The sequence below is a fragment of the Achromobacter sp. UBA2119 genome (genome assembly GCF_002331005.1).
GTDB lineage: Bacteria > Pseudomonadota > Gammaproteobacteria > Burkholderiales > Burkholderiaceae_B > Achromobacter > Achromobacter animicus.
On the sequence record NZ_DCYD01000020.1, the window covers coordinates 24,594 to 45,371 of the forward strand.

General features: G+C 65.8%; 21 protein-coding genes. 9 read left to right on the top strand and 12 right to left on the bottom strand.

What is annotated here, in order from left to right:
* Nucleotides 1-31: 31 nt before the first annotated feature.
* Complete coding sequence (locus B3098_RS27300; RefSeq protein ID WP_175136577.1) at nucleotides 32-625, top strand: RBBP9/YdeN family alpha/beta hydrolase; 594 nt, start codon at nucleotides 32-34, stop codon at nucleotides 623-625.
* A gap of 103 nt (nucleotides 626-728) precedes the next feature.
* Here the strand turns inward: B3098_RS27300 and B3098_RS27305 are convergent, their stop codons facing one another.
* The 5 genes from B3098_RS27305 to B3098_RS27325 form a co-directional block, all read right to left on the bottom strand.
* Complete coding sequence (locus B3098_RS27305) at nucleotides 729-1,229, bottom strand: Dps family protein (RefSeq protein WP_175121647.1); 501 nt, start codon at nucleotides 1,227-1,229, stop codon at nucleotides 729-731.
* 177 nt (nucleotides 1,230-1,406) lie between these two features.
* Nucleotides 1,407-2,357: a LysR substrate-binding domain-containing protein gene (locus tag B3098_RS27310; protein WP_286900312.1), complete on the bottom strand. Its 951-nt coding sequence runs from the start codon at nucleotides 2,355-2,357 to the stop codon at nucleotides 1,407-1,409.
* Between the two features lie 78 nt (nucleotides 2,358-2,435).
* The gene (gene recG, locus B3098_RS27315; RefSeq protein ID WP_286900315.1) at nucleotides 2,436-4,526 is read right to left on the bottom strand and encodes an ATP-dependent DNA helicase RecG; all 2,091 of its coding nucleotides are present in this window, start codon (nucleotides 4,524-4,526) and stop codon (nucleotides 2,436-2,438) included.
* A 39-nt stretch (nucleotides 4,527-4,565) separates the two neighbouring features.
* A complete protein-coding gene (locus B3098_RS27320; protein WP_056561027.1) occupies nucleotides 4,566-4,952 on the bottom strand; it encodes a Rid family detoxifying hydrolase in 387 nt (128 codons plus the stop codon).
* Nucleotides 4,953-5,048: 96 nt separating this feature from the next.
* Nucleotides 5,049-5,975, bottom strand: coding sequence for a LysR family transcriptional regulator (locus tag B3098_RS27325; RefSeq protein WP_286900318.1), 927 nt, complete (start codon nucleotides 5,973-5,975; stop codon nucleotides 5,049-5,051).
* A gap of 96 nt (nucleotides 5,976-6,071) precedes the next feature.
* Here B3098_RS27325 and B3098_RS27330 point away from each other — a divergent pair, with 96 nt between their 5' ends.
* The 3 genes from B3098_RS27330 to B3098_RS27340 are packed head-to-tail and all read left to right on the top strand — an operon-like array spanning nucleotide 6,072 to nucleotide 8,811.
* Nucleotides 6,072-7,430 (top strand): acyclic terpene utilization AtuA family protein, encoded by a 1,359-nt coding sequence (locus B3098_RS27330; RefSeq protein ID WP_286900321.1) that lies wholly within the window; start codon nucleotides 6,072-6,074, stop codon nucleotides 7,428-7,430.
* Nucleotides 7,427-7,810 carry an AtuA-related protein gene (locus B3098_RS27335; protein WP_218343728.1) on the top strand — a complete coding sequence of 128 codons (384 nt, stop codon included), beginning with the start codon at nucleotides 7,427-7,429 and terminating at the stop codon, nucleotides 7,808-7,810. The genes B3098_RS27330 and B3098_RS27335 overlap by 4 nt, the downstream gene beginning before the upstream one ends.
* 38 nt (nucleotides 7,811-7,848) lie before the next feature.
* The gene (locus tag B3098_RS27340) at nucleotides 7,849-8,811 is read left to right on the top strand and encodes a Bug family tripartite tricarboxylate transporter substrate binding protein (RefSeq protein ID WP_286900324.1); all 963 of its coding nucleotides are present in this window, start codon (nucleotides 7,849-7,851) and stop codon (nucleotides 8,809-8,811) included.
* An 82-nt stretch (nucleotides 8,812-8,893) separates the two neighbouring features.
* Here B3098_RS27340 and B3098_RS27345 read toward each other — a convergent pair whose 3' ends face one another.
* A complete protein-coding gene (locus B3098_RS27345) occupies nucleotides 8,894-9,670 on the bottom strand; it encodes a ferredoxin--NADP reductase (protein ID WP_175121654.1) in 777 nt (258 codons plus the stop codon).
* A gap of 348 nt (nucleotides 9,671-10,018) precedes the next feature.
* On the opposite strand from B3098_RS27345, the gene B3098_RS27350 reads away from it, so the two are divergent.
* From B3098_RS27350 to B3098_RS27360, 3 genes are all read left to right on the top strand, one after another.
* Complete coding sequence (locus tag B3098_RS27350) at nucleotides 10,019-11,062, top strand: Fe(3+) ABC transporter substrate-binding protein (RefSeq protein WP_286900325.1); 1,044 nt, start codon at nucleotides 10,019-10,021, stop codon at nucleotides 11,060-11,062.
* A 146-nt stretch (nucleotides 11,063-11,208) separates the two neighbouring features.
* The gene (locus B3098_RS27355) at nucleotides 11,209-12,879 is read left to right on the top strand and encodes an ABC transporter permease (RefSeq protein WP_286900327.1); all 1,671 of its coding nucleotides are present in this window, start codon (nucleotides 11,209-11,211) and stop codon (nucleotides 12,877-12,879) included.
* Nucleotides 12,880-12,884: 5 nt separating this feature from the next.
* Nucleotides 12,885-13,661 (top strand): ABC transporter ATP-binding protein, encoded by a 777-nt coding sequence (locus B3098_RS27360; RefSeq protein ID WP_191578686.1) that lies wholly within the window; start codon nucleotides 12,885-12,887, stop codon nucleotides 13,659-13,661.
* Nucleotides 13,662-13,724: 63 nt separating this feature from the next.
* Here B3098_RS27360 and B3098_RS27365 read toward each other — a convergent pair whose 3' ends face one another.
* Nucleotides 13,725-14,702, bottom strand: a complete 978-nt coding sequence (locus tag B3098_RS27365; protein ID WP_175121657.1) for a Bug family tripartite tricarboxylate transporter substrate binding protein — start codon at nucleotides 14,700-14,702, stop codon at nucleotides 13,725-13,727.
* Between the two features lie 207 nt (nucleotides 14,703-14,909).
* Between B3098_RS27365 and B3098_RS27370 the strand changes: the two genes are divergently transcribed.
* Nucleotides 14,910-15,656, top strand: a complete 747-nt coding sequence (locus B3098_RS27370; RefSeq protein WP_175121658.1) for an SDR family NAD(P)-dependent oxidoreductase — start codon at nucleotides 14,910-14,912, stop codon at nucleotides 15,654-15,656.
* A gap of 54 nt (nucleotides 15,657-15,710) precedes the next feature.
* Nucleotides 15,711-16,175, top strand: a complete 465-nt coding sequence (locus B3098_RS27375; protein WP_279973961.1) for a RidA family protein — start codon at nucleotides 15,711-15,713, stop codon at nucleotides 16,173-16,175.
* 6 nt (nucleotides 16,176-16,181) lie between these two features.
* On the opposite strand, the gene B3098_RS27380 is transcribed toward B3098_RS27375, so the two are convergent.
* The 5 genes from B3098_RS27380 to B3098_RS27400 all read right to left on the bottom strand — a co-directional run bounded on the left by B3098_RS27380 (nucleotide 16,182) and on the right by B3098_RS27400 (nucleotide 20,645).
* Complete coding sequence (locus tag B3098_RS27380) at nucleotides 16,182-17,087, bottom strand: LysR family transcriptional regulator (protein WP_286900329.1); 906 nt, start codon at nucleotides 17,085-17,087, stop codon at nucleotides 16,182-16,184.
* A gap of 54 nt (nucleotides 17,088-17,141) precedes the next feature.
* Nucleotides 17,142-18,014 (bottom strand): alpha/beta fold hydrolase, encoded by an 873-nt coding sequence (locus B3098_RS27385; protein WP_286900331.1) that lies wholly within the window; start codon nucleotides 18,012-18,014, stop codon nucleotides 17,142-17,144.
* A gap of 230 nt (nucleotides 18,015-18,244) precedes the next feature.
* Nucleotides 18,245-18,835 (bottom strand): CGNR zinc finger domain-containing protein, encoded by a 591-nt coding sequence (locus B3098_RS27390; RefSeq protein WP_279973958.1) that lies wholly within the window; start codon nucleotides 18,833-18,835, stop codon nucleotides 18,245-18,247.
* Nucleotides 18,836-18,937: 102 nt separating this feature from the next.
* Nucleotides 18,938-19,843, bottom strand: a complete 906-nt coding sequence (locus tag B3098_RS27395) for a pirin family protein (protein ID WP_279973956.1) — start codon at nucleotides 19,841-19,843, stop codon at nucleotides 18,938-18,940.
* A 103-nt stretch (nucleotides 19,844-19,946) separates the two neighbouring features.
* On the bottom strand, nucleotides 19,947-20,645 hold the full coding sequence (locus B3098_RS27400) for a pirin family protein (protein WP_175121664.1): 699 nt from the start codon (nucleotides 20,643-20,645) through the stop codon (nucleotides 19,947-19,949).
* Between the last annotated feature and the right edge of the window lie 133 nt (nucleotides 20,646-20,778).

Here is a 20,778-nt window from a genome sequence, read left to right on the forward strand (position 1 = left end):
GTTACTAAACGGCGGCGGCATCATGTGCCGCATGAGACTCCAACCGATAATCGTCCCGGGCTGGAAAAACTCCGGCCCCGACCACTGGCAGTCCCGGTGGCAGGCCCTGTTGCCCAACGCCCGGCGCATCGAGCAGCACGACTGGGAAAATCCCCGCGCGGCCGATTGGATATCCCGCCTGACCGCCGAGGTCGACGAAGCCCGCAGCCCGGTCCTGCTCGTCGCGCACAGCCTTGGCTGCCTGATCAGCGCCGCCCTGCCCGTGCCCTTGCGCGCCAAGGTCGCCGGCGCACTGCTGGTCGCACCCGCCGACGTCGAACGCGCCGACATGCCCGAATGCCTGCGCGCCTTCGCGCCCATTTCGCGCCAGCCGCTGCCTTTCCAGAGCGTGGTGGTTGCCAGCGACAACGATCCCTATTGCACGCTGGAACGCGCGCGCGTCTTCGCGGCGGACTGGGGAAGCCGTGTCGTCGTCCTGCCCGGCGCCGGTCATATCAATGCGGAAAGCGGCCTGGACGACTGGCCGCAGGGGCTGAAACTGCTGGGCGCGCTGCGCCGCAGAGCGTCGTGGCGAATTCCGCCGCCGGCCAAACGCATTCCGCCGATTCCGGTGTACGACTTGTAGGCGACGTTCCCGCCGTAAAAAAAATGGCCGCCCATCCGGACGGCCATTTCAACTTGAGCCTGAGGAATCGGCCGCCTTCCCTGAAGGGAGCCGGCCGTACCGATTACTGCAGCAGGCTGCGCAGCATCCACGCGTTCTTTTCATGCACGTCCAGACGCTGCGTCAGCAGGTCGGCCGTGGGCTGATCGTTGGCGGCGTCGGCCTTTTCGAAGGCTGCGCGGGCGGTCTTGGCGACCGATTCGTTGCCGTCCACCAGCAGGCGCACCATTTCCAGCGCGTCCGGCACGGTTTCCGGTTCAGAGATCGACGACAGCTTGGCGTATTCGCGATACGTGCCCGGCGCGTAGTGGCCCAGCGCGCGGATACGCTCGGCGATGCTGTCCAGCGCGTTCCATTCTTCGGTGTACTGCGTCATGAACATCTGATGCAGCGTGTTGAACATGGGCCCCGTGACGTTCCAGTGGAAGTTGTGCGTCATCAGGTACAGCGTGTATGAATCGGCCAGCAACTTGGACAGTTCGCCGGTAACCGCGGCGCGGTCCTTGTCCGAAATACCGATGTTGATGCGTGGAACGCTCGAGGTCTTCTTGGTGGACTTGGCCATTGCTAGCTCCTATGGAAAAAGGCGGAAATAAGAATACCACTGCAAACACGACAGAACAGGCGTTGTGGAGGCGCCGTTCTCACGATGGGCTGCGACCAATTGACGCGGTGCAAGGGGCGCGCCTTGCGCAATGACGCCCACGCAAAACCGCGCCGGCCATTGGCCGTCGTTTAGCGTTCAATCTTGCACGGCCGCCGCTTCGCCGGCCAGCATCTTCACGCCCGGCAGCTCGCACTCATAGACGGCCTGCGCCAGCGCTTCGATTGCCGCCAGGCGCGGGAAGCTGCGCCGCCATGCAAGGACGACGCGGCGCTCGGGCACATGGCCTTCGAACGGCAGATAGCGCAACAAGCTGTTGGAGGGCGGGTGTTCGGGGACGGCGGTGACCGGAAGCACGGTGACGCCGATGCCGGCCGCGACCATGTGGCGGATGGTTTCGAGCGAGGAGCCTTCGAAGGTGCGCTGGATGCCATCGCTAGCGGCCGAGAAGCGCGACAGTTCCGGACAGACTTCAAGCACCTGATCGCGGAAGCAATGGCCACTGCCCAGCAGCAGCATGGTCTGCTGTTTCAGGTCCTGGGCGTCGATGGACTTGCGCTGGGCCAGTTCATGGTCATTGGGCACGGCCACGACGAAGGGCTCGTCGTAGAGCGGCTGCATGACCAGGCCGGCTTCGGGCAGCGGCAAGGCCATGATGGCGCAGTCGATCTCGCCCTGGCGCAGCAGCTCGACGAGACGGACGGTGAAGTTTTCCTGCAGCAGCAGCGGCATCTGCGGCGTGCGGCCGATCTGCACGGGCACCAGCTTGGGCAGCAGGTAGGGTCCGATGGTGTGGATGACGCCAACGCGTAGCGGGCCGGCCAGCGGGTCGTGGCCCTGCCGGGCGATCTCTTTGATACTTGCGCTTTCCTCGAGCACCTTCTGCGCTTGCGCGACGATGCGCTGGCCGATGGGCGTCACGCCGACTTCGGAGCCGCCGCGTTCGAACAGGGTCACGCCCAGTTCGTCCTCGAGCTTGCGGATGGCCACGGACAGCGTCGGCTGGCTGACGAAACAGGCCTCGGCCGCGCGGCCAAAGTGCCGCTCGCGGGCGACGGCGACGATGTACTTGAGTTCGGTGAGAGTCATGGTGGACTACGCCCCCGGGGTTACGCACCGGCCCCGTGGCCGGCGCTTGAGGATTCAAGAGAATGGATGAGCCGCATGTCAGGTGCGCAGGAAGTCTTCGCGGCCACGCATCCAGCGGGCCAGATGGGCCTCGACGACGGCGGGATGTTCGGCGCGCAACCACACGGCGGCGTCGCGCGCGTCTTCGGCGATCGCGGCGTCGGTCTCCAGGTCGGCAAAGCGCAGGAGCGCCATCCCCGACTGACGTGTGCCCAGGAATTCACCGGGGCCGCGCTGTTCCAGGTCGCGCCGGGCGATCTCAAAGCCGTCGGACGTTTCGAACATGGCACGCAGCCGTTCGCGCGCAACCTGCGAGAGCGGCGTCTGGTAGAGCAGCACGCACACGGACTCGGCCGTGCCCCGCCCCACGCGCCCGCGCAACTGGTGAAGCTGGGCAAGCCCGAAGCGCTCGGCGTGTTCAATCACCATCAGCGACGCGTTCGGCACGTCCACGCCGACTTCAATGACGGTCGTGGCGACGAGCAGGTCGATGTCGCCGTCGCGGAATGCCTGCATCACGGCGGCCTTCTCGGCCTGCGGCAGGCGGCCGTGCACCAGTCCGATCCGCAGATCCGGCAGATCGGTCCGCATGCCTTCGTAGGTGTCGACGGCGGTTTGCAATTCGAGGGCTTCGCTTTCCTCGACCAGCGGACAGACCCAATAAGCCTGCTGGCCACCGCGCGCGGCCTGCGCGATATGGGCGATAACCTCTTCGCGCCGAGCGTCCGAGACCAGCTTGGTCACGACGGGGCTGCGGCCGGGTGGCAACTCGTCGATCACGGACACGTCCAGATCGGCGAAAAAAGTCATGGCGAGCGTGCGCGGAATGGGCGTGGCGCTCATGTTGAGCTGATGCGGCACGATGCGGCCGCGCACGGTTTCGCCCTTGCGCGTCAGTGCAAGACGCTGGCCGACGCCAAAGCGATGCTGTTCGTCGACGATGGACAGGCCCAGCCGGTGGAACTCGACATGATCCTGGATCAGCGCCTGCGTGCCGACCACAAGCTGCACGCTGCCGTCGGCAGCGGCGGCAGCGGCTTCGCGCCGGGCCTTCGCGGTCAGGCTGCCGCTCAACCACGCGACGTTCACGCCCAGTGGGGAAAGCCAGGACACCAGCTTACGAAAGTGCTGCTCGGCCAGGATTTCCGTGGGCGCCATCAGCGCCACCTGCGCCCCGCCCGCGATGGCCTGCGCCGCCGCGATGGCCGCCACGACGGTCTTGCCGCTGCCCACGTCGCCCTGCAACAGCCGGTGCATGGGATACGGCTTGGCCAGATCCGCCGAGATTTCCTCCACGACGCGCTGCTGCGCCACAGTCAGCTTGAACGGCAGTGTTTCGTACAGCCGTGCGACCAGCCCGCCTGCGCCGTTCTGCACCGGCAGCGATTCGGCTTCCTTGATGCGGCGTGCCGCACGCGCGGCGGCGAGCGAGAGCTGCTGCGCAAGCAGCTCGTCGAACTTGATGCGCCGCCATGCCGGGTGCACGCGATCCATCAAGGCCTGTTCGGATTCGCCCTGCGCGGGCGTGTGCAGCGCGCGAATGGCGGGCTCGAACGGCGGCAGGTCGTAGCGCGCGCGAGCCTCCTCGGGCAGCGTGTCGGACAGGTCAGCAGTGTTCAGCGCCTGTGCAATGGCGCGCCGCAAGGCCGGCTGAGGCAGCCCTTCGGTAGTGGGATAAACGGGGGTAAGAGCAGTCGGCAGCGGCGAATCCGCGTTAGTCAGCCGCGGATGCACCATCTCGCGGCCGAACAGCCCGCCACGCACTTCGCCGCGGGCGCGCAGGCGCTTGCCCACGGTCACTTGTTTCTGCTGGCTGGGGTAGAAGTTCAGCCAGCGCAATTGCAGTTCGCCGCTGTCGTCCGCCAACGTGGCGGTAAGCTGGCGGCGCGGCCGGTACAGGACTTCGGATTTGGTGATCTCGCCTTCGACCTGGCCGGCAAAGCCGGGGCGCAGCGAGCTGATCGGGATGACGCGTGTTTCGTCTTCGTAGCGCAGCGGCAGGTGCAGCACGAAGTCCTCGGGCAGCACCAAGCCCAGGTTACGAAGCTTGCGCTCCGTATCCGTCATCGGTTTGCCGGCGCCGTTCTTGTCGGCGCCGGTTCGCTTGGAGGCCACGGCTGCGGCCGTCATGTAGGAACGAACCCCTGGAATGAAACGTCCGGGCGCGCCTTACAGGACCATGATGGCTTCGACTTCGAACTGCGCGCCCTTCGGCAGGCTGGCCACGCCGATCGTGGAGCGCGCCGGGAACGGCTGGGGGATGATCTCGGCCATGATGGCGTTGGCCGCCGTGAACTTGCCCAGGTCGGTCAGGAACAGCGTGAGCTTGACCACGTTTTCCAGCGTGCCGCCTGCAGCCTTGATGACTTCCTGCATGTTGGCAAACGCCTGACGCACCTGCGCGTCGAAGTTTTCAGAGACCAGGTCGCCGGTGCCGGGCTCCAGGCCGATCTGGCCCGAGAGATAGACAGTCTTGGTGCCGCTGACGGCAACCGCTTGCGAGTAAGGGCCGACGGCGGCGGGCGCGGTGTCGGTATGAATGATTTGCTTGCTCATGGGCGGAATCCTTCTGGTGACGGATAGAAGCTACAACTATCGGAGTTTATCCAGCAATAGACTTTTGCGAAAGTAGCGGTTCGCCGTAAAGAGGGTTTAGGACTGACCCTGCGCAGCCGGCGGATGCCCTGCCCCGCCGATATCGCCACGATGCGCAATCAGCAGTTCCGCCAACGCCTGCGCGGCCACTGACAGGCTGCGTCCTTTACGGCGCACCAGATACAGCGGCCGCGTCAAGGCGCGGCCCGCCAAAGGTACGACACGCAGGTCGGCGCTGCGGAAATGAAAAAGCGTCATTGCGGGTACGACCGACACACCCAGCCCCGCACGCACAAGACCCGTGACGGTCGCCAGATGCTCGACCTCGAAAACCGGCAGGGGCGCCTCGGCGCCCAGCGCTTCGTCCAGATGTTTGCGCACACTGCTGCCACGCGCAAGCTGGATGATCGGATGCCGCAGCACGTCGCGCAGCCGCACGCGAGGCTGGTCCGCCAAAGGATGGTCCACGCGGCACACCAGAAAGTAGCGATCGGCATGCAGGAATTCGCTATCCAGATCGGTCATGTCAGGCCGCCTCGAGGCTACGGCAAAATCGGCCACCCCGCTCTGCACCATGTCCAGGCAAGGATCGAGCAAGGCGTCCCGCAGGTCCAGCACGATGCCAGGATGATCTTGCCGGAAGCGCGCCAGCAGATCCGGCAGCCAGCCCGCCGCAAGCGACGGCAGCGCGGCCAGCGTCACCCTGCCCCGCCGGCGGTCCGCCATATCCCGCAAATCGCCCATTGCAAGGTCCATGTCCGCCAGCAGGCGCCGCGCGGTCGCGTCCAGCACGCGGCCTTCGGCAGTCAGCTCGACGTGCCGCGTGCTGCGATCAAAGAGCCGGACGCCGGCACTGTCTTCCAGCGAACGGATCAACGCGCTGAAGGCCGGCTGCGTCAGGTGGCAGCGCTGCGCGGCGCGCGTGAAGTGCCTTTCATCGGCAAGCGCCACGAAGGCACGCAGTTGGCGGGACGATAGATTCATGGCTTTCTTGTATTAATCAATCCGATTTTTCTATTTTACGGATGATCGTGCCTTGCCTATAGTCGTCCCAACCCCTTGAACGCGCCTGGACTGCTCATGTCTCAATCTCCCTTGCTCATCGGCTGCGCCTCCGGATTCTCCGGCGATCGCACCGATGGCGCCGCGGCCGTGGTCCGCACCATGGCCGCCCAAGGCGGCGGCACGCTGATCTTCGAGACGCTGGCTGAGCGGACGCTGGCGCTGGCGCAGCTTGCGCGCAACGACGATCCGAACCGCGGCTATGAACCCCTGCTGGACGAACTGGTGGGTCCGGTCCTGGGCGACTGCCTGCGCCACGGCATCAACATCGTCAGCAATTTCGGCGCGGCCAATCCGCCCGCCGCCGCGCGCCGTATTGCTGAACTGGCGCGTGACCAAGGCTTGCCGGTTCCGCGCATCGCTGTCGTGCATGGCGACGCGCTGAATGGCGCCGAGCATCGCGACCTGCTGGCGCATCGACTGGGCGCCGCACTGGACGGCCTGGACATCGTGAGCGCCACTGCCTATCTGGGCGCCACCGAAATCGCCGAGGCGCTGGCCGCCGGCGCGCAGATCGTCGTGGCCGGCCGCGTGGCCGACCCGTCGTTGACGCTGGGGCCCGCGCTGGCGCACTTCGGCTGGGATCCCGCCGACTGGCCGCGCCTGGGACGTGCCACCATGGCCGGCCACATGCTCGAATGCGGGCTGCAGGTGACCGGCGGCTATTTCTGCGTGCCGGGGCTGAAGGAAGTGCCGGACGTCCATGCGGCCGGTTTCCCCATCGCCGAGATCCAGGCCGACGGCGAATTCGTGATCGGCAAGGCAGACGGCACCGGCGGCGCCGTAGACGCGCGCACGGTGAAAGAACAATTGCTGTACGAAGTCCACGATCCGGCTCGGTATCTGACCCCCGACGTGGTGGCGGACCTGAGCCAGGCGCGTGTCGTCGAACTGGGCGGCAACCGGGTTGCGGTCCATGGCATTACGGGTCACGCCCGGCCCGACGAACTGAAGGTGAACGTCTGCTATCGCGGCGGCTGGCTGGCTGAAGCGGAGATTTCATATGCGGGCGTGCAGGCCGAAGCCCGAGCGCGGCTCGCGGCAGATATCGTCCAGAAGCGCCTGGGCGCCGGCTACAAGCTGCGCGCGGACCTGATCGGCGCGATCAGCATCCTGGGCGACGATGCGGGCGAGATGCGCCGCGCGCTGCCCGACAGCCATGCCCGCGACGTGCGGCTGCGTCTGGCCACCGAAAACGCCGATCGCGCGCAGGCCGAACAGGTATTGCGCGAAGTGACCGCGCTCTATACCTGCGGCCCGGCCGGCGGCGGCGGCGTGCGCACTGCACTGCGCCCGCGCTTGAACATGATGTCCTGCACCATTCCCCGCGAAGCCGTAAAGAGCGGCTGGAACTTCCTGGAGGAGATCGCGCCATGAACCAGACTTTGCTCGCCGTGCCGCTGTACCGGCTGGCCCACAGCCGATCCGGGGACAAGGGAGATATCTCCAACCTGAGCCTCATCGCCTGGGATCCCGAATGCTATGACGTGCTGGCCGCGCAAGTGACCGAAGCGCGCGTCGCACAGTGGTTCGCGTACCGCCATCCGAAACGTGTGACACGCTATGCGCTGCCGATGCTCAACGCAATGAATTTCGTGTTGGAGGGCGTGCTGGACGGCGGCGTCAATGACGCGCTGAACCTCGACACGCACGGCAAGAGCCTGTCTTTCAGATTGCTGGACATGACGGTGGAGGTCAGCGCAGCGCTGGCGAGCCGTCTGCCAGACATACCCGGCGACCGTCCCGCGGCCGCCTGATTTGCAGTTCCGATAAAAAAACACCACAGGAGACACACATGCGCATCGCTACCAAGGGCCGGCTGGCCCTGCTGTTGGCCGCCGCCCTGCCCCTTTCGGCCATGGCGCAATTCCCGACCAAGCCCATCACTTTCATCGTCCCGTTCGCTGCCGGCAGCGCCACCGATCAGATCGGCCGCGCCATTGGCCAGGGCGTCACCGAACAGACGGGCCAAGCCGTCGTCATCGAGAACAAGCCCGGCGCAAGCGCGATGATCGGCGCGGCAGCCGGCGCGCGCGCAACGCCCGACGGCTACACGGTCCTGATCACCACCAACACCACGCATGCCGCCAACGAGCACCTGTACAAATCGTTGACCTACGATCCCGTCAAGGATTTCGCGCCCCTCACGCTGCTGGGCAAGGGCGGACAGATCATGGTCGTCAATCCCAGTTCGCCCGCCAAGACGGTGGGCGACTTCCTGGCCCAGGCCAAGCAGTCGCCGGGCAAGCTGAGCTTTGGCAGCGGCAGCTCCAGCAGCCGCATCGCTGGTGAACTGCTGCAGCAGATGGCCAACGTGCAACTGCTGCACGTGCCCTACAAGAGCAATCCGCTCGCCGTCACCGACCTGCTGGGCGGCCAGATCGACATGATGATCACCGACACCGCCACGGGCTTGCCGCAGGTCAAGTCCGGCAAGCTGCGCGCGCTGGGCGTCACGGGCCAGGCGCGCTCGCCGCTAGCGCCCGAAGTGCCGACCATTTCCGAGGCTGGCGTGCCCGGCTACGAGATGGGCTACTGGTTTGCCGCCTATGCGCCGGCCGGCACACCGCCCGACGTGGTCAAGCGCCTGAACGAATTGCTGGTCAACGCCACCAAGGCCAAGCCCGCTCAGCAGTTCTACGCGCAAACCGGCACGGACGCGGCTTCGTCGACACCCGACGAGCTGGCAAAGTTCCAGCAGGCGGAATCGAAGAAGTGGGGCGACATCATCAAGAAGGCCGGCATTCAGCCGGAGTGATTCACACCAGGCGTGCCAAAGCAAAAAACCCATCGCGCTTGCGATGGGTTTTTTTAGAACCTGAAGGCCGGAACCGCTTGGCTTATTTGTCCACGAAGGCGCGCTCGACGACGTAGTCGCCCGGCTGGCCCACGCCCGGCGACACCGCGAAACCACGGCTATCGAGCATGGCGCTGATGTCAGCCAGCATGTGCGGGCTGCCGCAGATCATGGCGCGGTCGGTTTCGGGGTTTATTTGCGGAATGCCGATGTCGGCGCACAGCTTGCCGTTTTCGAGCAGTTCGGTGATGCGGCCTTGATTGCGGAAAGGCTCGCGCGTCACTGTGGGGTAATACACCAGCTTGTCGCGCACGATGTCGCCGAAGAATTCGTTGTTCGGCAGTTCGTTTTCGATGTAGTTGGCGTAGGCCAGTTCGCTGACCCACCGCACGCCGTGCACCAGGATGACCTTGTCGAAGCGTTCGTAGACGTCCGGGTCCTTGATGATGCTCATGAAAGGCGCGAGGCCGGTGCCAGTGCCGAACAGGAACAGATGCTTGCCGGGCTTGAGGTCGTCGACGACCAGGGTGCCGACCGGCTTGCGGCTGACGAGGATGGTGTCGCCTTCTTTCAAGTGCTGCAGGCGCGACGTGAGCGGGCCGTTCTGCACCTTGATGCTGAGGAATTCGAGGTTTTCTTCGTAGTTGGCGCTGGCGATGCTGTAGGCCCGCAGCAGCGGCTTGCCTTCAACTTCGAGGCCGATCATCACGAAGTGGCCGTTGTGGAACCGCAAGGCCGAATCACGCGTCGTGGTGAAGGAAAACAGGGTGTCGTTCCAGTGGTGCACGCTAAGTACGCGCTCAGTGTTGAAAGCAGCCATGTCGTATTCAGTAAGGGCGGGTCGTGGCCGGGCGAAGCCCAGCTGTGCCGCGAGGTCATTCCGAACCGCAAAAAAAAGGCCGCGGTCGGCATTAGGGTTGTCCCTATTCTACAGGGTCTTGATGATAACTGCTCTCATTATTCCGTAATACCCTTATTCCAGTTTGACGGGGATCAACGTCTTGAACCCAACGCTTACTGCTAGTTGAACGGCGCAATGCTTCCTGTTATTGTCGCGTTCTCACTTGATAATCATTTTCGTTAGCAGACCGTTTTTCGCAATGGCGCGCCGCCAAATCAGGCGGAGCCGTGCGGCAACACTCGTTTCGGCCCTAGCTGGAGTTCCTTCATGATCAAGCGTCCCCAATTGAATTCCCTGCTGCGCGCGCTGGCGCTCGCCGGCGCCGCTGCCTTCACCGTGTCGGCCAACGCCGCCGAGGAAGTCAGCCTGTACACCACCCGGGAACCCAAGCTGATCCAGCCGCTGCTGGATGCTTTCACCAAGGAAAGCGGCATCAAGGTCAACACCGTCTTCGTCAAGGACGGTCTGCTGGAACGCGTCAAGGCCGAAGGCGCCAAGTCGCCCGCCGACGTGCTGATGACGGTGGATATCGGCAACCTGCTGGATCTGGTGGACGGCGGCGTGACGCAGTCGGTCAAGTCCGACACGCTGAATTCGGTCATTCCCGCCAACCTGCGCGACGCCGATGGCAAATGGTACGCCCTGTCGCTGCGCGACCGCGTGCTGTATGTGGAAAAGGACCTGAAGCTGGAATCCTTCCGCTACGAAGATCTGGCCGATCCCAAGTGGAAGGGCAAGGTCTGCATCCGTTCCGGCCAGCACCCCTACAACACCGCGCTGGTCGCTTCCATGATCGCGCATGACGGCGCCGAGGCCACCGAAAAATGGCTGCGCGGCGTCAAGGCCAATCTGGCCCGCAAGGCCGCCGGCGGCGACCGCGACGTGGCGCGCGACATCCTGGGCGGCATCTGCGACATCGGCTTGGCCAACGCCTACTATGTCGGCCACATGAAGAACGCCGAGCCCGGCACCGACGCGCGCAAGTGGGGCGATGCCATCAAGGTCATCCGCCCGACCTTCGCCAATGCCAAGAGCGGCGGCACGCACGTGAACGTCAGCGGCGCGGCCGTCGCGGCGCACGCTCCCAACAAGGCCAATGCGGTCAAGCTGCTGGACTTCCTGGTGTCGGAACCGGCCCAAGCCCTGTACGCGCAGGCCAACTACGAATACCCCGTCCGCAAGGGCGTGAAGCTGGACCCGGTGATCGCAAGCTTCGGCGAACTGAAGGTCGATCCCCTGCCCTTGACCGAGATCGCCAAGCATCGCAAGCAAGCCAGCGAACTGGTCGACAAGGTCGGCTTCGACAACTGATAAGCTGCCGGACCGCCGTGCCTTCGGGCATGGCGTGACCTTGATGCAGTGACACGCGAGCGCCCGGCACCGGGCGCAACGCGTAGGGCCTGTTCCCGCTTTTCCGGGGGAACAGGCCTTGCCATTGATGCAACCGACTTTGAAGCATGCACACACAATCCTTGCCCACGCCGCTACGGCTGCGCTGGTCTGAACGCGGAACCGGCTGGCTGGTTGGCGCAGCCCTGATCGCGCTGGCGGTGCTGGCGCCGGTACTGACGCTCGGCTGGTGGGCGATGGGCGGCAGCCTGGAACACTGGCAGCATCTGGCCAGCTATGTGCTGCCGCAGGCCTTCGCGAACACCGTCATCCTGCTGGCCGGAGTGGGCGTCGTCGTGACCTTGCTTGGCACCGGCGCGGCATGGCTGGTGACCGCGTACGAGTTTCCCACGCGCCGGGTCCTGACCTGGGCGCTCCTGCTGCCGCTGGCGGTGCCCACCTACATCATCGCGTTCGCCTACCTGGACCTGCTGCATCCCATCGGACCCATCCAGTCGGCGATCCGCGCCATGCTCGGCTTCGACAGCCCGCGCCAATTCCGCCTGCCCGACCTGCGCTCCATCTACGGCGCGATCTTCGTGCTGGGCTTCGTGCTGTACCCCTATGTCTACCTGAGCACCCGCGTCATGTTCATGACGCAGGCCGCCAGCCTGCTCGAAGCTGCCCGCACGTTGGGCGCGGGCCGCGTGGCGGTGTTCTGCCGCGTCGCCCTGCCCCTGGCCCGTCCCGCGATCGTGGTGGGCGTGAGCCTGGCGCTGCTCGAGACCCTGAACGACATCGGGGCCTCCGAATTCCTCGGCGTGCAAACGCTGACCGTCTCCGTCTACACCACCTGGGTCACCCGTTCAGACCTGGCTGGCGCCGCGCAGATTGCGCTGACCATGCTGGCGATCGTCATCGGGCTGATTCTGCTGGAACGCCACGGCCGCAAGCGGCAGCGCTACGCCAACACGCAGCGCATGCGCCCGATGCAGCCGCGTCGGCTGCGTGGCGCGGCGGCTGCCGTCGCGGCCGTGCTGGGCTGGATTCCCGTCCTGATCGGGTTTGTCGCGCCGGCGCTGTATCTGGTCGTTGAAACCTACAAGCGGCTTCACCTGGTGGGCGGTGTGTCGGACCAGTTGATCGGCGGCCTGAGCAACACCCTGATCGTCGCGTCCAGCGCCACCGTGGTCACCCTGCTCTGCGGGCTGATCGTTGCGTGGGCGGGCCGCACCCTGCGCGAAAGCGCCGGCTTCAATCCGGGCCGCGCCTGCGCGCGCATCGCCAGCCTGGGCTATGCGGTACCCGGCACGGTGCTGGCCATCGGCCTGCTGACCCCCTTCGTGTGGATCGACACCGCGGTCGCACGCGTGTTCGGCGGCACGGGCCTGTTCCTGATGGGCTCGATGGGCGCATTGGTGTGCGCCTATGCGATCCGCTTCCTGGCGATTTCCACCGGGGCGCTGGAAGCCGGCCTGGCGCGCATCCCGCCGTCCTTGGAACAAGCATCGCGCCTGCTTGGCGAAACCTCCGGCGGCACGTTGCGCCGCGTCCACCTGCCGTTGCTGCGGCCCGCTTTGGCCGCGAGCGCGCTGCTGGTGTTCGTGGACGCAATGAAGGAACTGCCCGCCACCCTGCTGCTGCGCCCCATGAATTTCGACACCCTGGCCACGTGGCTTTACGCGGAAGCCGCGCGCGGCACGTACGAAGAAGGCGCCGTGGCCGCGCTGGCCATCGTGCTGGCCGGCCTGCTGCCGGTCATCCTGCTGGCGCGCACCAATCTGAAAATGGGACATTGATCATCGTGCCCGATCTGCTAGAAATCGACCACCTCTCCCTGGCCTACGACACACCCGCTGGCTTGAAACCCATCGTGCAGGACCTGTCGCTGGGCTTGCCCGCCGGCCACATCGGCTGCCTGCTGGGCGAGTCCGGCTGCGGCAAGACCACCGTGTTGCGCGCCATTGCCGGCTTCGAGCCGGTGCGCGCCGGCCGCATCCTGCTGGACGGCACGGTGATCTCATCGCCCACCGAACAGGTCGCGCCCGAGCTGCGCCGCGTGGGCATGATGTTCCAGGACTACGCGCTGTTTCCGCACCTGACCGTGGCGCTGAACGTGGCGTTCGGCCTGCGCAAGCTGCCGCGTCCGGACCGCGCCCGCCGTGTCGAAGAAATGTTGGAACTTGTCGGCCTGGCACACGCCGCCAACAGCTATCCGCATGAGATTTCCGGCGGCCAGCAGCAACGCGTGGCCCTGGCCCGCGCGCTTGCGCCCTCGCCCGACCTGTTGCTGCTGGACGAACCGTTTTCGAACCTGGATGTAGACACGCGCGAGCGGTTGGCCTTCGAGGTGCGCGAGATTTTGAAGACCACAGGCCACACCGCGATCCTGGTCACGCACAACCAGGCCGAAGCGTTCGCGATCGCCGACCGCATCGGGGTGATGGCCAAGGGCCGCATCGCGCAATGGGATACGCCCTACAACCTTCACCACAACCCGGCCGACACCTTCGTGCGCGACTTCATCCGCCGTGAAGCGCTTGAAGAACAGCGCGAACAGGCGCTGGCGCGCGGCCGGTAGCGGGACCTGCGAGGCCCGCGCCGACCTCGGCGCCCCCGCGTCCCGCATGCCCCGCACTGCAGATCAATCTGCCGACAGCTTCACCTTCTGCGACAAGGCCTTGAAGGCCTCGTGCTGGCTTTGGGTCAGCCGCTCGACTTCCTGCGGCGACGAGCCATAGGGCATGAAGCCGGCCTTCTCCAGCTTGTCCTTGACGTCCGGCATCGCAAGCGCCGCCTGGAAGGCGTCGCTCAGCACGCGCGTCACGTCGGGCGACATGCCCGCGGGCCCATAGACCGCGAACCACGGATCCACCACCGCGCCCGAATAGCCCAATTCGGCCAGCGTCGGCACGTCGGGCAACGCCGGGGCGCGCTTGCTGCCGGTGACCGCCAGCGCGCGGACCTTGCCCGCATTGATGTGCGGCAGCGACGCGGGCAGGTTGTCGAACATGACCGGCAAGTGTCCGCCCAGCAGATCGTTCAACGCCTGGGCGCTTCCCTTGTACGGCACGTGCTGCATGCCGGCCCCGGTCAACTGGTCGAACATCACGCCCGCCAGATGCATGGACGTGCCCGTGCCGGGCGTGCCGTACGACGTATTGGGATTCGCCTTGGCGTAGGCGACCAAGTCCTTGACGCTGTCCACCTTTACCGACGGGCCCACCTCCAGCACCACGGAGGACGCCCCCAGCATGCTGATCCCGGTGAAATCCTTGGTCGGGTCGAACGGCATTTTGGGATAGACGAACGGATTGAGCGCGTTCGTGGATATCGCGCCAAAGCCGATGACGTAGCCATCCGGCGCGGCCTTGGCGACGGCGTCCATGCCGATGTTGCCGCCCGCGCCAGGACGGTTCTCGACGATGACCGGCTGCCCGAGCTTTTCGGCCACTTTCTGGCCCGCCGTGCGCGCGACCAGATCGGTCGTGCCGCCCGCGGTGTACGGCACGATGAAGGTGATGGGCTTGGCCGGATAGCCGGCGGCGTGCGCGGGCACGGCGCCCTGGATCAACGCCAACGCGGCCAGGCCGCGCAGCGCATTGTGGGTGTAGCGATGCATGATGTCTCCCTCCCGTTTGTCGTTATGCACGGGTAGCGCATCTTATCGCCGGACAGCGGCGGCGCACAGCACGATCCGCCTCGCTTATTCCCCCAGGTATCAATTCATGTTCCGCCGCGGGCGTTTATCGCCTGGGCGCCCGCTCCTATAGTTCGTCTCACTGTCTGAGCGCGCAGGCACCCTCAAATGCCAAACCGGAGTATTGAAATGTCGAACAAGACTGTAGTGATCACGGGCGCGTCCAGCGGAATCGGATTTGCCCTGGCGCAGGAATACCTGCGCCGCGGCGACAACGTGGTGGGCAACGCCCGCAGCCAGGAAGGCCTGAACGCCGCCGCCGAGCGCTTGGCTAAGGAAGGCCTGGGCCTGCCCGACCGCTTCCTGGCCGTGGCCGGCGACATCGCCCTGGCCAGCACTGCCCGCGATATCGTGCGCCAGGCCACCGAGCGGTTCGGACGCATCGACGTGCTGGTCAACAACGCGGGGATCTTCATTCCCAAGCCCCTGGGCGACTACACCGACGAAGACCTGGACCGCATCATCGATACGAACCTGAAGGGCTTCTTCCACATCACCCAGCAGGCCGCCGCGCACATGTCGGAATACCGCGACGGCCACATCGTCAACATCACGGCCAGCATCGCCATGCAGCCCAGCAGCCGCGTCCCGGCGCTGCTGCCCGTGCTGATCAAGGGCGGCCTGAATCACGCCACGCGGGCGTTGGCAATAGAACTGTCTGACCGGAACATCCGCGTCAACGCGGTGGCGCCCGGCATCATCGAGACGCCGATGCACGATCCGGCCACGTTCGGCTTCCTGAATTCGTTGCAGCCTGCCGGCCGCATGGGCAAGGTGGACGACATTGTCGGTGCGGTTACCTATCTGACCGATTCGGCCTACACCACCGGCGCGATCCTTCCGGTCGATGGCGGCGCCGCTGCGGGTCATTGGTAGCATCACCACGACAGCCCGCCGTGCGGCGGGCGTCCTCACCTCGAGAGACCCACCATGTCCATTGAAGCCAGACTGGCCGAACTTGGCCTGACCCTTCCGCCCGCGCCCCAACCGCTGGGCCAGTACACCGCCGTCAGCCAGGCGGGCGACCTGCTGTTCATCTCGGGCCAATTGCCGCTGCGCGACGGGCGCGTGGTGTGGCAGGGCCGCGTCGGCGCGGAGCTGACCGTTGACCAGGGCCGGCAGGCCGCGGAACTGGCCGCGCTGAACGTGCTGGCGCAGATCCGCCAGCACACCGGCAGCTTCGACCGGCTGGACCACCTTGTCCGCGTCGAGGGTTATGTGGCCAGCGCGCCGGGCTTTCTGGATCAGCCCGCCGTTCTGGATGGCGCATCCGGCCTGTTTGCGCGGGTGCTAGGCGAGAAGGCCGGTCACGCGCGCACCGCCAATTCGGTTTCTCAGCAGCCAGGCAACGCGGCAGTGATCCTGGTGGTGATCGCGCAGTTGAAAGGCGACTGACTCCGCTCAGTCCGCCAGCTTGTCGACCAGGAAATCGACGAACGCCCGCACGCGGCGCGATATGTGCCGGGCATGCGGGTACAACAACACGAACGGCCGGGTGCTGCCGCCATGTTGCTGCAGCACCTCAGTCAGCCTGCCCGCGCGCAGATCGTCTTCGACCACGAAGCGATACGTCTGAAAGAGGCCGGCGCCCGCGCGGGCCAGCGTCACGCCGCCCAGCACGTCCTCAGCCGTGCCATAGGCGCCGTCGGTCACGACGTCGACCGCTTCGCCCTCCACCTGAAACGTCCACGGAATGCGCCGCCCGCTGCTGGGCCGGTCGAACTGGATGCAGTCGTGCGCAGCCAGATCCTCCAGCGTTTGCGGTGTGCCGCGCCGGCGCAGGTAATCCGGCGCGCCGACCACCACCAGTTCCGCGTCCTCCAGCTTGCGCGCGATCAGCGCCGAGTCGTCGGGCGCGCGCCCGCGCACCGACAGGTCATAACCGTCATCGGCGAAATCGACATTGCGGTTGCTGATGTGGACGTGCACGTCCACGTTGGGATACTTGTCGCGAAATGCGGGCAGCAGCGGCAGAACGCGGTAATGCGCATAGGGCGTCGGCAGGCTGATGCGCAGCCGCCCGGCCGCGGCCTGCCCGCCCACCTGGCGTTCGGCGTCGACCAATTGCGCAATGGCCGGGCGCACCTGCTCGAAATAGGCGCGCCCTTCGTCGCTAAGCCGGATATGCCGCGTGCTGCGCACGAACAACCGGATGCCCAGCCGCGCCTCCAGCCGCGAGACGCTGCGGCTGACGGCTGCCGGCGTGACGCCCGCAGCATTGGCGGCGGCCGTGAAACTGCTGAGTTCCGCAGCCAGGCAGAACATCTCGATGCTGCCCAGCTGCAGGTCGTCAAAGTGGCGCGTCATGCGGGCTCCTGCCGTGAAATCCGGCGGGGGCAACCATCAGGCCGCCCCCGCCGGTCAGCGCCCCAACACATCGATGATGCGCTGGGCGATGTACTGGCCGTGAGTTTCCAGCGCGAAGTGGCCGGTGTCCAGCAGTTCAACCACGGCATCCGGGTTGTCGCGGCGATAGGCCTCGGCGCCCGGCGGAATGAAGAACGGATCGTTGCGGCCCCAGATCGCCAGCGTGGGCACCTGGGCCTGGCGGAAGAACGCCTGGAAGGCGGGGTATTGCGTGAGGTTGTTCGCGTAGTCCAGGAACAGGTCGAGCTGAATATCCTTGTTGCCCGGCCGTTCAAGCAGGGCCGCGTCCAGCGTATAGCCTTCGGGCGCGACGCTGTCCGGGTCGGCTACGCCGTGCACATACTGCCACTTGGTGCCTTCGAAGTTCAGGATGGCATCGTGAATGGTCTGGCGGTTTGCGGGCGACGGGTCGTTCCAATAGGCGCGGATGGGGGCCCACGCGTCGCCCAGGCCGTCGAGATACGCGTTGCCGTTCTGCGAAACCAGACCGGTCACCCGCTCGGGGTGCGCCACCGCCAGCCGCAAGCCGGTCGGCGCGCCGTAGTCGAAGAAATACATCGCGTAGCGGGTCAGCCCCAGTTCGTCGACAAACGCTTCCAGCGACTTGGCCAGGTTGTGGAAGGTGTAGCGGTAGCCGCGCTCGGCCGGAACCTCGGTAAAGCCGAATCCGGGCAGATCGGGCGCGATGACGCGAAAGTGTTGGGCAAGTTGCGGGATGACGTTGCGGAACTGATGCGAAGACGTGGGAAAACCGTGCAGCAGCAAAAGCACGGGCGCCTGCGGGTCGCCGGCTTCGCGATAGAAGAAGCGCAGGCCGTCGGCTTGCGCGTGGCGGTAATGGACGGTGTTGTCGGGCTGGGCGGTCATGAGGATCTCCGGTATTCGGGCAAGGAATGACGATGGGATTTCGAAGCTTCACGGCACAGTCTACGCATTTTACGTAACCTGTCAATAGTCTATTTACAGGTTACTCAACATCGAATCGACGTGTGATGCGGTGCTGGAATGTGGGGTGCGGGCCGCCCGGCTCCCAGACCAACCCGACGCCACCAATGAAAAAGCCCGGCATGAGCCGGGCTGAGAACCATCGATCGTTGTCATTTCGCCTTGGTACTGGCGTCGGCGGCCTCGCGCTGTCGGAACGCCGCCACCTTGTGCCGGTTGCCACACAGCGCCATGCTGCACCACCGCCGCTTGTGCGACCGCGTCCTGTCGTAGAACCACAGCGAGCACGCATCGCTTTCGCACTTGCGCACCAATCCAAAATCGCCATGCGCGAGCAGGTCGGCCGCCGCCTCGGCCACCGGCAGCAACCACTGTGCTGCGGTTTGCGAGGGATAACGGCGCGACACCACCAGACTGCCATCGTCTGCCGGCGCGAGCTCGAGGTGACTGCCCCCCGCCGCCAGGGCGCGATTCAACGCGGAAAGCGCCAAGGGCGCGTGCGCCTTGCGCTGGGCGACCAATTCCCGGACGGTTTCGCGCAGGCCGCGGGCGCTTTCCAGCAGACCGGCCGGCGCGGGGCCCTGCGCGGCGGCGAATCCCGCCAGCGCCAGCCAGCCCGCCACGTCCGCGTCCGATTGCCATCGGTCGACCGGGCCGGCGCTACTCTGCTCGACGGTGTTGATCAGATCCAGGGCGACGTGGTCGCCCAGTTGGCGGAATTCGGGTGCGTGGCTGGTGTTCATGGTGATCTCCGGCGCCAGTGTAACCCTCAAAAATAAACAATAAAAGTTACACGATCATGAGGGGCATTACGCCCCCCATCACGCATTGTCATCCCGCCCCGCTCAGGCGCGGGCTGCCGGCAGCGGGATGTACTCGGTCTCATCGCCCGGCACGATCTGATCGAACCGCGTGCGTTGCCAATCCTGCTTGGCCTGTTCGATGCGGTCTTTGCTGCTGGACACGAAGTTCCACCACACGAAGCGCGGGCCATCGAGCGGCTCGCCGCCCAGCACCGCGAACCGCGCGGCCGTCCTGGCGCGGATTTGCACCGGTTTGCCCGGGGCGAACACGACCAGGCGCCCGCTTTCGTACGTCTGGCCGTCGATTTCGACCTCGCCCTGCGCCAGATAGGCGGCGCGCTCTTCGTGTTCGGCCGGCAGCACCGTGGTCGCGCCTGCCTGCAGTTGCAGGTCGCCATAGAACAGGGGCGACAGCGTCTTGACCGAGGAGGTCTTGCCGAACAGCGAACCGGCCACGACCTGGGCGCGCACGCCCTCGCCTTCGATCACCGGCTGCGCGTCCAGCCCGTAGTGCGTGAACCCCGGATCGGTCTCTTCGTGCGCCTTGGGCAGCCCGACCCAGATCTGCAGGCCACAGAGGCGCTGCGGCGCAAGCCGGCTTTCCGGCGAGGAACGTTCGGAATGGACGATGCCGCGACCGGCCGTCATCCAGTTCACTTCGCCCGGCAGAATAGTCTGCGTGTGACCCGCGCCGTCGCGGTGGACCATGGAACCTTCGTACAGGTACGTCACGGTGGACAGGCCGATGTGCGGATGGGGACGCACGTCGATGCCGGCGCCGACGTCGAAGTCCGCCGGTCCCATCTGGTCCAGGAAGACGAACGGACCGACGCTGCGGCGCTGCATGGAAGGAATGGCGCGGCGGACGGAAAACCCGCCCAAGTCGCTGGTGCGCGGCACCACAACGGTTTCGATCTGGCTTTCGCCGGCTTGGGACAGGGTCGACATGGTGCAATGCTCCGCAATGGGTAGGCCTGGGGCCATCTTAATGGCCTCGCGGCCGGTATTGTGTGAAACCGGGCGGATTCCAGGATCCGCCCGGCCGTTGGCGTCAGGCCAGGTCGAAGACCAGCACTTCGGCGTCCTTGCCGCCCGACACCTCGACGCTGGCGGCGTCGGTGATCGCCACGGCGTCGCCGGCATTCAGCGCGGCGCCGTTGACCGTCACGCTGCCGCGGGCCACGTGGACCCAGGCGCGGCGGCCGGCAGCCAGCGGCAGCGAGGCCGACTCGTCGCCGTCGAACAGACCGGCGTACAGACGGGCGTCCTGATGGATCGTCATCGATCCGTCAGCGCCGTCGCCCGTCACCAGGGCTTGCAGACGGCCGCGCTTTTGCTCATCGCTGAAGGCGCGCTCTTCGTATTCCGGCGCGATGCCGGTCACGTTCGGCTCGATCCAGATCTGCAGCATGTGCGTTTCGGCATCGGGACGGGGGTTGAACTCGGAGTGCATCACGCCGCGGCCGGCGCTCATGCGCTGGACGTTGCCCGGCTGGATTTCCGAGCCGCTGCCCATGCTGTCCTTGTGGGCGATGGCGCCGTCCAGCACGTAGGTGATGATCTCCATGTCCCGGTGGCCGTGCGTGCCGAAGCCGCGGCCGGCCGCGATGCGGTCGTCGTTGATGACACGCAGCGCGCCGAAGCCCATGTGAGCCGGGTCGTAGTAGTTGGCAAAGGAGAAGGTGTGGAACGAATCAAGCCATCCGTGGTTGGCATGACCCCGTTCTGCAGCGCGGCGAATCGTAAGCATCTTGGACTCCTGTTTCAATAATATGAATGATTAGGGGGTGCATACTGGCTGGCCGTCCGCCTTGCCGTTTGTCTGCATCCCCGGCATGAGTGGTATTCTGCGCGCCTTGCCCCTCGGTTTTGGCGCTATATTT

Bases quoted from the DNA above. Each gene is read 5' to 3' on its own strand.
- B3098_RS27300 (WP_175136577.1), top strand. From the start codon at position 32: ATGAGACTCCAACCGATAATCGTCCCGGGCTGGAAAAACTCCGGCCCC.
- B3098_RS27305 (WP_175121647.1), bottom strand. From the start codon at position 1,229: ATGGCCAAGTCCACCAAGAAGACCTCGAGCGTTCCACGCATCAACATC.
- B3098_RS27310 (WP_286900312.1), bottom strand. From the start codon at position 2,357: ATGACTCTCACCGAACTCAAGTACATCGTCGCCGTCGCCCGCGAGCGG.
- recG (WP_286900315.1), bottom strand. From the start codon at position 4,526: ATGACGGCCGCAGCCGTGGCCTCCAAGCGAACCGGCGCCGACAAGAAC.
- B3098_RS27320 (WP_056561027.1), bottom strand. From the start codon at position 4,952: ATGAGCAAGCAAATCATTCATACCGACACCGCGCCCGCCGCCGTCGGC.
- B3098_RS27325 (WP_286900318.1), bottom strand. From the start codon at position 5,975: ATGAATCTATCGTCCCGCCAACTGCGTGCCTTCGTGGCGCTTGCCGAT.
- B3098_RS27330 (WP_286900321.1), top strand. From the start codon at position 6,072: ATGTCTCAATCTCCCTTGCTCATCGGCTGCGCCTCCGGATTCTCCGGC.
- B3098_RS27335 (WP_218343728.1), top strand. From the start codon at position 7,427: ATGAACCAGACTTTGCTCGCCGTGCCGCTGTACCGGCTGGCCCACAGC.
- B3098_RS27340 (WP_286900324.1), top strand. From the start codon at position 7,849: ATGCGCATCGCTACCAAGGGCCGGCTGGCCCTGCTGTTGGCCGCCGCC.
- B3098_RS27345 (WP_175121654.1), bottom strand. From the start codon at position 9,670: ATGGCTGCTTTCAACACTGAGCGCGTACTTAGCGTGCACCACTGGAAC.
- B3098_RS27350 (WP_286900325.1), top strand. From the start codon at position 10,019: ATGATCAAGCGTCCCCAATTGAATTCCCTGCTGCGCGCGCTGGCGCTC.
- B3098_RS27355 (WP_286900327.1), top strand. From the start codon at position 11,209: ATGCACACACAATCCTTGCCCACGCCGCTACGGCTGCGCTGGTCTGAA.
- B3098_RS27365 (WP_175121657.1), bottom strand. From the start codon at position 14,702: ATGCATCGCTACACCCACAATGCGCTGCGCGGCCTGGCCGCGTTGGCG.
- B3098_RS27370 (WP_175121658.1), top strand. From the start codon at position 14,910: ATGTCGAACAAGACTGTAGTGATCACGGGCGCGTCCAGCGGAATCGGA.
- B3098_RS27375 (WP_279973961.1), top strand. From the start codon at position 15,711: ATGTCCATTGAAGCCAGACTGGCCGAACTTGGCCTGACCCTTCCGCCC.
- B3098_RS27380 (WP_286900329.1), bottom strand. From the start codon at position 17,087: ATGACGCGCCACTTTGACGACCTGCAGCTGGGCAGCATCGAGATGTTC.
- B3098_RS27385 (WP_286900331.1), bottom strand. From the start codon at position 18,014: ATGACCGCCCAGCCCGACAACACCGTCCATTACCGCCACGCGCAAGCC.
- B3098_RS27390 (WP_279973958.1), bottom strand. From the start codon at position 18,835: ATGAACACCAGCCACGCACCCGAATTCCGCCAACTGGGCGACCACGTC.
- B3098_RS27395 (WP_279973956.1), bottom strand. From the start codon at position 19,843: ATGTCGACCCTGTCCCAAGCCGGCGAAAGCCAGATCGAAACCGTTGTG.
- B3098_RS27400 (WP_175121664.1), bottom strand. From the start codon at position 20,645: ATGCTTACGATTCGCCGCGCTGCAGAACGGGGTCATGCCAACCACGGA.